Consider the following 12,385-nt stretch of genomic DNA (forward strand, 5'->3'; position numbering starts at 1 on the left):
TAAATGTAGAGGGGCGGACATGGGCGTGCTCACGGGGAAGACGGCACTGGTCACGGGCGCGAGCCGGGGCATCGGGCGAGGGATCGCCGAACGGCTGGGACGCGACGGGGCGCGAGTGGCGGTGCACTTCGGGCGCGACGAGACCGCCGCGAAGGAGACGGTCGCGGCGATCGAGGCGGCCGGCGGGTCGGCGTTCCCGCTCGGGGTGGAGCTGGGGGCGTCCGGGGACGCCGAGCGGCTGTGGACCGAGTTCGACCGGCACGCGGACGGACTGGACATCCTCGTGCACAACGCGGGCATCGGCACCGCCCGCCCGTTCACGGAGACGGACGAGGAGGAGTACGACCGGCTCTTCGCGGTGAACGTGAAGGCCCCGTTCTTCCTCACCCGGCTCGGGGCGGAGCGGCTGCGGGACGGCGGGCGGGTGGTGGCCATATCGTCCGGTCTCTCCCGGAGCGCGGCGATGCCCGACCTGATGGCGTACTCGATGACGAAGGCGGCCCTGGACGTCTTCACCCGGGACCTGTCCAAGGTGCTCGGCCCCCGCGGGATCACGGTGAACTCGGTGGCGCCCGGCATCGTGGACACCGACGTCAACGCCCCGTGGCTGCGCACGAGCGACGAGGCGTGGCAGCGGGCGGCCGGGTACTCGGCACTGGGCCGGGTGGGCACGCCGGCGGACATCGCCGACGTGGTCGCCTTCCTGGTCTCGGAGGACGGCCGCTGGGTGACCGGGCACTGGCTGGACGCGACGGGAGGCTCCCTCACCTGACACCCCGGGCGCCTCTTGGCCCCTCCCGTCTTTTCCGCGCTCCCGGACGCCGATACTGTTAGATTGGTCTAAACCACATAGAGACGCACAGAGCCCTCTTCAGAACGGCAGGCCCAGCGTGGAAGTTGTCATCGTTCCGGACGCCGCGGCGGGCGGCGAGCTGATCGCCGAGGCCATGGCACAGCTGCTGCGACGCAAGCCCGGCGCCCTGCTCGGCGTGGCCACCGGCTCCACCCCGCTGCCCGTCTACCAGGCACTGGCCGCCAAGGTGCGCTCCGGCGCCGTCGACGTCTCGCGGGCGCGGATCGCCCAGCTCGACGAGTACGTGGGGCTGCCCGCCGACCACCCCGAGTCCTACCGCTCGGTGCTGCGCCGTGAGGTGCTGGAGCCGCTGGGCATAGACATGGACGCGTTCATGGGACCGGACGGCACGGCCGAGGACGTCCAGGCGGCGTGCGAGGCGTACGACCGCGCGCTCGCCGGGGCCGGCGGCGTGGACCTGCAACTGCTCGGCATCGGCACCGACGGGCACATCGGCTTCAACGAGCCGTGCTCCTCGCTCGCCTCGCGGACCCGGATCAAGACGCTGACCGAGCAGACCCGCGTCGACAACGCCCGCTTCTTCGACGGCGACATCGAGCAGGTCCCGCACCACGTCATCACCCAGGGCATCGGGACGATCCTGGAGGCCCGCCACCTGGTGCTGCTGGCGACCGGCGAGGGCAAGGCGGACGCGGTCGCCGCGACCGTCGAGGGTCCCGTCGCGGCGGTCTGCCCGGCCTCGGCGCTCCAGCTCCACCCGCACGCGACGGTGGTCGCCGACGAGGCCGCCGCCTCCAAGCTGAAGCTGGCCGACTACTTCCGGCACACGTACGCCAACAAGCCGGACTGGCAGGGGATCTGACCCGCGGCGCCCGACGAGGGAACGGCCCCGGCACCACGGGCCCGCCGGGCCCACCCTCCCGTTGGACTAGACCAACAGCGGGCGCAACGGTATATAGAGGAGATCACGGAGCGTGCGGGTGGAGTGCTGACACGACAACCCGTGCCACGATGTGAGCCGTGGCCGATGGGGATGTCGGTCGCTTTCGGCATTCGGAGCCGGGAAGGCAGAGCATGAGCACCGACGTCAGCAGTGCGGAGAACGAGGCCGGCACCACCCGTACCGCGCGCGTGCCGAAGTACTACCGCTTGAAGAAGCACCTGCTCGACATGACGGAGACGCAGGCACCGGGCACCCCGGTCCCGCCCGAGCGCACGCTGGCCGCCGAGTTCGACACCTCCCGCACCACGGTGCGCCAGGCGCTTCAGGAGCTGGTCGTGGAGGGCCGGCTCGAGCGCATCCAGGGCAAGGGCACCTTCGTGGCCAAGCCCAAGGTCTCCCAGGCGCTGCAGCTCACCTCCTACACCGAGGACATGCGCGCCCAGGGCCTGGAGCCGACCTCGCAGCTGCTGGACATCGGGTACGTCACCGCCGACGACCGGCTCGCCGAGCTGCTCGACATCACGGCCGGCGGGCGCGTGCTGCGCATCGAGCGGCTGCGCATGGCCAACGGCGAGCCGATGGCCATCGAGACCACCCACCTGTCCGCCAAGCGCTTCCCCGCCCTCAGGCGGTCGCTGGTGAAGTACACCTCCCTGTACACCGCGCTCGCCGAGGTCTACGACGTCCACCTCGCCGAGGCCGAGGAGACCATCGAGACCTCCCTGGCCACACCGCGCGAGGCGGGGCTGCTCGGCACCGACGTGGGCCTGCCCATGCTGATGCTCTCCCGGCACTCGCTGGACCGCGAGGGCAAGCCGGTGGAGTGGGTGCGGTCGGTGTACCGGGGGGACCGGTACAAGTTCGTGGCGCGGCTCAAGCGGCCGGTGGAGTAGGCGCCGGCGGCCGGTGCCCGGGCATGTTCGCTGAATCGATATACCGATATGCGGACGAGGTCTTCCACTCCCGGGACACCGTCACCTAGATTGCCTGCGCATTACACAGGTGATCAGCGAGGAGACGGAGCCGTGGCATGTCCGAAACGCCTGAAGTGAGACCACCGGTGGTGACACCGGTCAGGGTGGTCATCGCCCTGTGTCTCGTCGCGCCCTTCGTGGCGATGCTGTGGGTCGGCTCGTACGCCAAGACGGATCCCGCGTTCATCGGGATCCCGTTCTTCTACTGGTACCAGATGCTCTGGGTGCTGATCTCCACCGCGCTCACCATGCTGGCGTACAAGCTGTGGCAGCGTGACCAGCGCGCCCGCAAGGACACGAACGGGGGTGCGGTGAAGTGAAGGACGGCGTCAACGGCGTCGCGCTCGGCGTCTTCATCTTCTTCTTCCTGGCCGTCACGGTCATGGGCTTCCTGGCCGCACGCTGGCGCAGGGCCGAGAACGAGCACTCCCTGGACGAGTGGGGTCTGGGCGGCCGGTCCTTCGGCACCTGGGTCACCTGGTTCCTGCTGGGCGGCGACCTGTACACGGCGTACACCTTCGTCGCCGTCCCGGCGGCGATCTACGCGGCGGGCGCGTCCGGCTTCTTCGCGGTGCCGTACACGATCCTGGTGTACCCGCTGATCTTCACGTTCCTGCCCCGTCTGTGGTCGGTCTCGCACCGCCACGGGTACGTCACCACCTCCGACTTCGTGCGCGGCCGGTTCGGCTCGAAGGGCCTGTCGCTGGCGGTGGCGGTGACCGGCATCCTGGCGACGATGCCGTACATCGCGCTCCAGCTCGTCGGCATCCAGGCGGTGCTGGACGTGATGGGCGTCGGCGGCGGCGAGAACACCAACTGGTTCGTGAAGGACCTGCCGCTGCTCATCGCCTTCGGCGTGCTGGCGGCCTACACCTACTCGTCCGGTCTGCGCGCCCCCGCGCTGATCGCGTTCGTCAAGGACGGCCTGATCTACCTCGTCATCGCGGTGGCGATCATCTACATCCCGATCAAGCTGGGCGGGTTCGACGACGTCTTCGCCAAGGCGGGCCAGGCGTTCAGCCAGGTGAATCCGGCCACCCACAAGCCGCGCGGGGCGCTGGCTCCGGGAGAGGCGAGCCAGTGGACGTACGCCACGCTGGCCCTCGGCTCCGCGCTGGCGCTGTTCATGTACCCGCACTCGATCACCGCGACGCTGTCGTCCCGCAGCCGTGAGGTGATCCGCCGCAACACCACGATCCTGCCGCTGTACTCCCTCATGCTGGGTCTGCTGGCGCTGCTGGGCTTCATGGCGATCGCTGCCGGCGTGAAGGTCACCAACGGCCAGCTGGCGATCCCTCAGCTGTTCGAGGACATGTTCCCGGACTGGTTCGCGGGCGTGGCGTTCGCGGCGATCGGCATCGGCGCGCTGGTCCCGGCGGCCATCATGTCCATCGCGGCGGCCAACCTCTTCACCCGCAACATCTACAAGGACTTCATCAAGCCCGACGCGACGGCGGAGCAGGAGACCAAGGTCTCCAAGCTGGTCTCGCTGCTGGTGAAGGTCGGTGCGCTGGTCTTCGTCCTCACCATGGACAAGACGGTCGCCATCAACTTCCAGCTCCTCGGCGGCATCTGGATCCTGCAGACCTTCCCGGCGCTGGTGGGCGGCCTGTTCACCCGCTGGTTCCACCGCTGGGCGCTGCTCGCCGGCTGGGCGGTCGGCATGATCTACGGCACGGCCGCGGCCTACGGCATCGCCTCGCCGACGCAGAAGCACTTCGGCGGCAACGCCAAGGAGATACCCGGCATCGGGGAGATCGGCTACATCGGTCTCACCGCGTTCGTCCTGAACGTCCTGGTCACCGTCGTCCTCACCTTCGTCCTGAAGGCCGTCAAGGCTCCCGAGGGCGTCGACGAGACCAAGCCGGAGGACTACACGGCGGACGCCGGCGACCCCGGTGTCCAGGTGGAGCTTCCCCCGGCCACCGCGGGCAGCGTTCACTAGTCCGCGTCCCGGCCGGGCGCTCAGTCACGCGTGCGCCCGGCCATCGCGTCCCAGAAGCCGTCCAGTTCGCGGACGCGCATGCTCACCCAGGGCGGTGTCTTCCGGTGCACGGTCCGGGGCAGCTTCCGGCGTATCGGACCGGGCAGCAGGACCTGCTGCTGGCGGCAGAACGGCTCGCGGATCTCGCCCCGGGGCACTCCGCCCCGGGGCGGGTACGGGCACAGCTGGAACTTGCAGTCGGGCAGACAGGCGCTGCCCGGCGGCGGCGGGGCGGAGGTGCCGGGCCGCAGATCGGGCCGCAGCGGTTCGCGGTCCGTGCCGATGCACGGCGGGAGCGGCGTGCCGGGGCGCTCGGCACGCGCGATGCGCTCCTCGACCTCGCTCGGATAGCCGTCCCGCTCGATCAGGTTCAGCATGATCAGCACGTCGGCGACGAGGCGCTGGGCGCGCCCGTCGAGGGTGCTCCAGCCGGCGGAGGGCGGGATCCACAGGTTGTGCTTGCGGTAGCCGCGGTTGTTCCCGGTGCGCGAGCCGATGTTGTCGGTGACGGTCTTCTCGTCGATCCAGAGGAACCGTTCGGGCTGCCCGGTCTCCAGTGCCATGGCCACCAGGTCGCCCGCCTCGGCCACGAACGGGTGCAGCACCCGCCGGGGCGCGTCGCCGTCGCCGCCGTTCCATCCGGGCGCGGGGTTCACCGTGCCCGCCATCGACAGCCAGCGCTGCACCGTCTGCACCGCGTTGCACCCGCCGATCGCCCGGGACGGCTCGCCGGAACCGTCGGCGGAGTCGTCCTGCCACACCGCGCTGTCGGCGTCCTGCTCATGGCGGCCGGCGCTGTCCGGCAGCTCCCACAGGCACAGCGCCTGAAGGAGCATCACCTGCGAGTACCAGCAGCGGGACTGCTGCAGCACGGTCTCCGCCTGCCGGATCAGATCAGCCCGGCTGCCCGGGTAGGAGTGCGGGTGGCGTTTGCGCCGGTTGGCCGCGAACTTGAAGCCCTGGGCCAGCGCGGCCTCCAGCAGGAGGGGCAGGTCAGGGCTGCCGTGGGTGTCCTTCGGATCGAGGTGGCGCAGCCATTTCATCAGGCGGTCCCGGGCCTCGTCGCGATGGGCGTCGTCGACCGAACCCAGGAGCATGGGGAGCATCCAGGCCCGCATCATGAACTCCCGGCACAGCTCGATGCGGGCCGTGCGGTACCGCCGCTTGATCTCCTTCCGCTCCTCCTGAAGCCGCTCGACCTCCTTCGACGACGCGTTCCGCGAGGGAGCGCGGTCGGCCAGCGCCTTCCGCATCCGCTCCGTCCAGTCGTTGTACCGGTCCCTCTTGTCGGCTCTCAGCCGGCCGACCGCCTTGTCGTACTCCGCGATGGGGTCGGTGTCCAGGCCGATTCTCTCCCGGATGAAGGCGAACGCGTCGTTGCCGCCGCTGCCGACCTCCTGGGCGACCGCCAGGCGTACGGAGTGCGAGGTCTCCACTTTGCCGATGTGGAAGAGGTGGTCGTACAGCGGCATGGTGTCGGTCTTCTCCGAGGCGGCGCGCAGTGCCGTGCCGAGCTGCTTGAGCAGGGCCAGCTTCGCGTCCTCGACGGTGCGGCGGTCGCCCTGGATGTCGGGCCAGCGGCTGTGCACCCGCTCGACGATGTCGTACAGCAGCCGTGACCGGCGTTCCACGCTGTCGACCTCCAGGGCCGCCGCGTACAGGTCGAGGGCCTTGGGATCGTTAGCACGGTGGTTCGCGGCCACGAAGAGCCGCTCGGCCAGGGGGTGGCCGTACAGGGGGGCGCGCCGCACCAGTTCGGTCCGGGTCTTCTGCCACTCGGCCCCGAGACAGCCTCCCCTGGCCGAGAGCCTCGCCACCCGGTGACGGGAGTGCAGCACCGCGGCGATGAGCAGCTCACGGCTGGGGCCCGGCGGCCGCAGCGCCTGTTCGATCAGCTCGCCGGCGTCGCGCTCGTCGAGGTGCCGCAGCAGGCGGAAGCCGAAGTAGGCCTGCATGATGCTGTGGGGGAAGCGCACCCTCTTCTCGAAGCTCTCCACCAACTGGAGCCTGTCCGCGTTGGCCGCCAGGTGGGCGAGCGCGGACTGGCACTGGTACATGTCGCCCTGGGTCAGACGCTCTCTCTGTTCCTGGCTCAGATGGCCGCAGAGCGTGTCCCAGATCCGCTCCCGGTGCCACTCCGAGAAGGCGTTCCCTCGCTTGTCGTAGTGGTGGGAACCGGGTCTGCCGGCCCACACGTGCCCCGCCCGGGCCCGGGTCCGCAGCGCCGGACCGGGGTGTACGCCGTCGCCCAGCAGCTCGGCGAAGCCGACCTCCAGCTTGTCCTGGAGCAGTCCGATGCAGGCGAGCGCCGAGACCACCTCCAGGGTGTCACCGCGCTCCTGCGGGTTCAGCTCGACGTCCCCGCGCAGCCGGCCCTCCCGCACCGCGAGGTCCCAGGTCTCGAGCAGCCACAGCCGCAGTGTGCTGCGGTCCCAGCTCCGGGTGTCCAGCCGGTCCCTGTCCCCGCGCGGGCGGTCGCGTTCCAGGCCGCCGTGGTGGTGCAGTTCGCGCGCGATCTGAAGGTAGATGGGCGACTCCGTGACCTCCGCGGTCTCCACGATCCAGTCCACCCGGCGCTCGTCCGTCTCCGGGATCCGGGCCTCGACGAAGTAGAGCGCCTCCTCCTCGCTGAGCGGTTCCAGCTCCACGATCGCGGCGGGGGTGCTCTCCAGCGGACTGTGCGGCCGTGACGCGATGACCAGCGGCAGCTTCTCCTCGTGGGCGCACTCGATGGCCCGGCGGATGATGTTGTCCCTGTCCTCCTGGAGGCGCTCGTCGAGGACCGCCTCCTCCAGGCCGTCGGCGAGGACGACCACCTTGTCGTCGGCGAGCAGTTGCTGCCAGACCCGGTCGTTCTTGGTGCGTGCGAGGATGCCGCGGGGTGCTTCCTCGGCGAACCGTTCCCTGGCCATGCGCTCGAAGTTCAGCTCGGCGCCGGTGGCGTCCCGCAGCCGGATCGGCACGGGCACGGCGTGCTGGCGGGCGAGCAGTTCCGTGAGCCGCACCAGGACGGCCGTCTTGCCCGTGCCCACACCACCGACCAGCACATAGGGCCTGCGGGTCTCACGCTGCCGCAGCCGCTGGGCGATGACCCGGACGATCTCCTCGCGGCCCACGATCTCGGCGATGTCGGGGCCGGCGGTGGGTACCAGAGCGCGGGGATGCCTGCGTGCCTTCGCGAGGTAGCGCCGCTTGGTCCACCAGTACCAGAAGAACAGGAAGAGGGCGGCGGCGATCGAGGCGGAGAGCACAGGACCGACGAAGCGGAGGAGGGCGTCGAAGCCCGCGTTGTCCTTCCGCCACGTCTCGAACCGCGTCGTGTGGTGCGAGACCAGGATGTACACGCCCTCCGCGAGCCACGCCAGGACGGCGAGGGCGGCGAGGGCCCAGACGACCCGGTTCGCGTTGGTGTACGAGGCCCATCTGCGCCACTTGCGGGGGCGGGTGGTGTCGAGCCGGGCTTCCGAACTGATGGTCAGGTGGTGCCAGTAGGCCAGGAGGAACCGTCTGATCCGGCGCCACGCCCGTCGCACGTACAGCGTCGCCATCGGCGCGTTGCGTGGTCGTTCCTTGCCCGGTGGGTGGCGGACGATTCTCGTCATGGTGCGTTCTCCTTCCGAGACCAGCTTTCGGCACGGAGGACCCCACACAGCACCTCTTTCCATGAAAACATGGGCATTCCGCCCCGCAACCCGGCAAGCCGCTCCCGGCGAGTGAGACCTGGGCGAGATCACCGCCGGGGCCTGTCTCCGTGACGGCCTCCTCGCCTTCGACGAGAGCGACCGGTACCGGGGCGAGCCGAGGGACGCGGCGAAGCGGGCCGCCGCCGCGGACGTCCTCGTGGCCGCCCGCGACGGCGTGCTCCTCGGTGGGGTCACCTCCGGCTGCCCCATGTCCGACATCGCCGGTCCGGGAGAGGCGGGGGATCAGGATGCCCGCGGTCCTCCCGGGCCGGGACGACCTCACGCTCCTCGCGTGCGAGTTGACCCTCTGAGGCCGCGTCGACACAACATCTGGGGGTGACATGGCAGCCCGGCACTAGATGTATGCTCGTCCTCGCTGTCGTCGCAGGGGAATCCGGTGTGAATCCGGAACTGTCCCGCAACGGTGTACCCGTGTGCCCCCGCACGCGTGTCGAGTCCGAAGACCTGCCGGCGGTGCACCCGGCCGTCCAGGCCCGGGTGGTTCCGACGTCCGGGCCTCGTGGAATGGGCCGGTGGACGCGACGCCGTGCGCGCTCGTGACCGCCCCTGCCTCCGCCAGGCCCCGTGCCGAGCGAGGGAGAGCCCCACGTGACCATCGCGCCAGCCGACCCGGCTTCAGTCAGCGAGCCGGAGACCGACGGTCCCGGTGCCGCGCTGCTGCGGACCCTGACCGAGCTGACCGCCGACCTGCCCGACGCCGACCCGGGCCGGGTGGCCGCCGCCGCGCTGCGCGGCCGGTCCGCGCGGGCCGACGAGGCGGAGCTGCGGGAGCTGGCCACGGAGGCCGCCGCCGGCCTGATCTCCGAGGACCCCGCGTACTCGAAGCTGGCCGCCCGGCTGCTGACCCTCGCCATCCGGGACGAGGCCGCCTCGCAGGGCGTGACGTCCTTCACCGAGTCGGTCGCGGCCGGCCACCGCGAGGGCCTGATCGCCGACCGCACCGCCGCGTTCGTGCGGCTGCACGCCGAGCGCCTGGACGCACTGGTCGACCCCGCGGCCGACGACCGCTTCGGCTACTTCGGTCTGCGCACCCTGCACAGCCGCTACCTGCTGCGCCACCCGGTCACCCGGAAGGCCGTGGAGACGCCCCAGCACTTCCTGCTGCGCGTGGCGAGCGGCCTGGCGGAGGACGACACGACCCGCTCCGTGGACGAAGTGGCGGCGCTGTACCGGCTGATGAGCCGCCTGGACTACCTGCCGTCCTCCCCCACCCTCTTCAACTCCGGTACGCGGCACCCCCAGATGTCGTCCTGCTACCTGCTGGACTCCCCGCTCGACGAGCTGGACTCCATCTACGACCGCTACCACCAGGTCGCCCGCCTGTCGAAGCACGCCGGCGGCATCGGTCTGTCGTACTCCCGTGTGCGCTCGCGCGGTTCGCTGATCCGGGGGACGAACGGGCACTCCAACGGGATCGTGCCGTTCCTGAAGACGCTGGACGCGTCGGTAGCGGCGGTGAACCAGGGCGGCCGGCGCAAGGGCGCGGCAGCGGTCTACCTGGAGACCTGGCACTCCGACATCGAGGAGTTCCTGGAGCTGCGGGACAACACCGGCGAGGACGCCCGCCGCACCCACAACCTCAACCTCGCGCACTGGATCCCGGACGAGTTCATGCGCCGGGTCGACGCCGACGGGCAGTGGTCGCTGTTCTCCCCGGCCGACGTGCCCGAGCTGGTCGACCTGTGGGGCGAGGAGTTCGACACCGCCTACCGCAGGGCCGAGGCGGCGGGCCTGGCGAAGAGGACCATCGCGGCGCGGGACCTGTACGGCCGGATGATGCGCACCCTCGCCCAGACCGGCAACGGCTGGATGACGTTCAAGGACGCGGCCAACCGCACCGCCAACCAGACCGCCGAACCCGGCAACGTCATCCACTCCTCCAACCTCTGCACCGAGATCCTGGAGGTCACCGACGACGGCGAGACGGCCGTCTGCAACCTGGGGTCCGTCAACCTCGGCGCCTTCGTGGACACCACGGCCGGGGACATCGACTGGGAGCGGCTGGACGAGACGGTCCGCACGGCCGTCACCTTCCTGGACCGCGTGGTCGACATCAACTTCTACCCCACCGAGCAGGCGGGCCGCTCCAACGCCAGGTGGCGCCCGGTCGGCCTGGGCGCGATGGGCCTGCAGGACGTCTTCTTCCGGCTCCGCCTGCCCTTCGACTCCCCCGAGGCCAAGGCGCTCTCCACGCGGATCGCCGAGCGGATCATGCTCGCCGCCTACGAGACCTCCGCCGACCTCGCCGAACGCAACGGCCCCCTGCCCGCCTGGAAGCAGACCCGCACCGCACGGGGAGTCCTCCACCCCGACCACTACGACGTCGACTTCACCTGGCCCGAACGCTGGGACGCGCTGCGCAGGCGGATCGCGGAGACGGGCATGCGCAACTCGCTTCTCCTCGCGATCGCGCCGACGGCCACGATCGCGTCGATCGCGGGGGTGTACGAGTGCATCGAGCCCCAGGTCTCCAACCTGTTCAAGCGCGAGACCCTCTCGGGTGAGTTCCTCCAGGTCAACTCCTACCTCGTGCAGGACCTGAAGAACCTCGGCGTCTGGGACACCCGCACCCGCGAAGCCCTGCGCGACTCGGGCGGCTCCGTCCAGGACTTCCCCTGGATCCCCGAGGACATCCGCGCCCTGTACCGCACGGCCTGGGAGATCCCCCAGCGCGGCCTGATCGACATGGCCGCCGCCCGCACCCCGTTCCTCGACCAGGGCCAGTCCCTGAACCTGTTCCTGGAGACGCCGACGATCGGCAAGCTCTCCTCCATGTACGCCTACGCCTGGAAGTCCGGGCTCAAAACGACGTACTACCTGCGCTCCCGCCCCGCGACCCGCATCGCCCGCGCCGCCCAGGCCACCGTCCCCGCACAGCAGCCCACCACCCCCGAGGCGGTCGCCTGCTCCCTGGAAAACCCCGAGTCCTGCGAGGCCTGCCAGTAATGACCACCCGTAACGCCAACCTGCTCGACCCGGGCTTCGAACTCACCCTGCGCCCCATGCGCTACCCCGACTTCTACGAACGCTACCGGGACGCCATCAAGAACACCTGGACCGTGGAGGAGGTCGACCTCCACTCCGACGTCGCCGACCTCGCCAGGCTGACACCGGAGGAGCAGCACCTCATCGGCCGGCTCGTCGCCTTCTTCGCCACCGGCGACTCGATCGTGGCGAACAACCTGGTGCTGACGCTGTACAAGCACATCAACTCGCCGGAGGCGCGGCTGTACCTGTCGCGCCAGCTGTTCGAGGAGGCCGTCCACGTCCAGTTCTACCTGACCCTCCTGGACACCTACCTCCCCGACCCCGACGACCGCGCCGCCGCCTTCGCCGCCGTGGAGAACATCCCCTCCATCCGCGAGAAAGCGGAGTTCTGCTTCAAGTGGATCAACGAGGTCGAGAAGATCGACCGCCTGGAGTCGAGGGCCGACCGCCGCCGCTTCCTGCTCAACCTCATCTGCTTCGCCGCCTGCATCGAGGGCCTGTTCTTCTACGGCGCCTTCGCCTACGTCTACTGGTTCCGCAGCCGCGGCCTCCTGCACGGCCTGGCCACCGGCACCAACTGGGTCTTCCGCGACGAGACCATGCACATGAGCTTCGCGTTCGACGTCGTCGACACCGTCCGCAAGGAAGAACCCGACCTGTTCGACGACCAGCTCCGGCAGCAGGTCACCGACATGCTCCGCGAGGCCGTCGAGGCCGAGCTCCAGTTCGCCCGCGACCTGTGCGGTGACGGCCTGCCCGGCATGAACACCGAGTCCATGCGCCAGTACCTGGAGTGCGTCGCCGACCAGCGCCTCACCCGCCTCGGCTTCGCCCCGGTGTACGGCTCGGAGAACCCGTTCTCCTTCATGGAGCTCCAGGGCGTACAGGAGCTGACGAACTTCTTCGAGCGCCGTCCGTCGGCGTACCAGGTCGCCGTGGAGGGCACGGTCGACCTGGACGAGGACTTCTGAGGGGCCG

The 12,385-nt window shown here is 70.2% G+C and carries 8 protein-coding genes, 1 pseudogene and 1 riboswitch; of the genes and pseudogenes, 8 read left to right on the forward strand and 1 reads right to left on the reverse strand.

Annotation, left to right across the window (positions count from 1 at the left end; genetic code table 11):
* Positions 1-19: 19 nt before the first annotated feature.
* From AB0946_RS05350 to mctP, 5 genes are all read left to right on the forward strand, one after another.
* Positions 20-772: an SDR family oxidoreductase gene (locus tag AB0946_RS05350; protein WP_366759280.1), complete on the forward strand. Its 753-nt coding sequence runs from the start codon at positions 20-22 to the stop codon at positions 770-772.
* Positions 773-890: 118 nt separating this feature from the next.
* Positions 891-1,676, forward strand: a complete 786-nt coding sequence (nagB, locus tag AB0946_RS05355; RefSeq protein WP_366751981.1) for a glucosamine-6-phosphate deaminase — start codon at positions 891-893, stop codon at positions 1,674-1,676.
* Between the two features lie 212 nt (positions 1,677-1,888).
* Positions 1,889-2,650, forward strand: a complete 762-nt coding sequence (locus tag AB0946_RS05360; protein WP_058081861.1) for a GntR family transcriptional regulator — start codon at positions 1,889-1,891, stop codon at positions 2,648-2,650.
* Positions 2,651-2,787: 137 nt separating this feature from the next.
* A complete protein-coding gene (locus AB0946_RS05365; protein ID WP_366759281.1) occupies positions 2,788-3,051 on the forward strand; it encodes a DUF3311 domain-containing protein in 264 nt (87 codons plus the stop codon).
* Complete coding sequence (gene mctP, locus AB0946_RS05370) at positions 3,048-4,676, forward strand: monocarboxylate uptake permease MctP (protein WP_366759282.1); 1,629 nt, start codon at positions 3,048-3,050, stop codon at positions 4,674-4,676. Before AB0946_RS05365 ends, mctP begins: the two co-directional genes overlap by 4 nt.
* A 20-nt stretch (positions 4,677-4,696) precedes the next feature.
* Here the strand turns inward: mctP and AB0946_RS05375 are convergent, their stop codons facing one another.
* The gene (locus AB0946_RS05375; RefSeq protein ID WP_366759283.1) at positions 4,697-8,317 is read right to left on the reverse strand and encodes an ATP-binding protein; all 3,621 of its coding nucleotides are present in this window, start codon (positions 8,315-8,317) and stop codon (positions 4,697-4,699) included.
* A 118-nt stretch (positions 8,318-8,435) separates the two neighbouring features.
* Here AB0946_RS05375 and AB0946_RS05380 point away from each other — a divergent pair.
* The 3 genes and pseudogenes from AB0946_RS05380 to AB0946_RS05390 all read left to right on the forward strand — a co-directional run.
* A pseudogene (locus tag AB0946_RS05380) lies at positions 8,436-8,636 on the forward strand (GNAT family N-acetyltransferase); the annotation flags it as partial.
* Positions 8,637-8,748: 112 nt separating this feature from the next.
* Positions 8,749-8,886: riboswitch (cobalamin riboswitch) on the forward strand.
* Between the two features lie 121 nt (positions 8,887-9,007).
* Entirely contained in the window at positions 9,008-11,365 is a 2,358-nt protein-coding gene (locus AB0946_RS05385) for a ribonucleoside-diphosphate reductase subunit alpha (protein ID WP_366759284.1), read from the forward strand.
* Entirely contained in the window at positions 11,365-12,378 is a 1,014-nt protein-coding gene (locus tag AB0946_RS05390; protein WP_366759285.1) for a ribonucleotide-diphosphate reductase subunit beta, read from the forward strand. Before AB0946_RS05385 ends, AB0946_RS05390 begins: the two co-directional genes overlap by 1 nt.
* Positions 12,379-12,385: the final 7 nt, after the last annotated feature.

Origin of the sequence: Streptomyces sp. NPDC046870 (assembly GCF_040704595.1) — a bacterium.
GTDB lineage: Bacteria > Actinomycetota > Actinomycetes > Streptomycetales > Streptomycetaceae > Streptomyces > Streptomyces argyrophylli.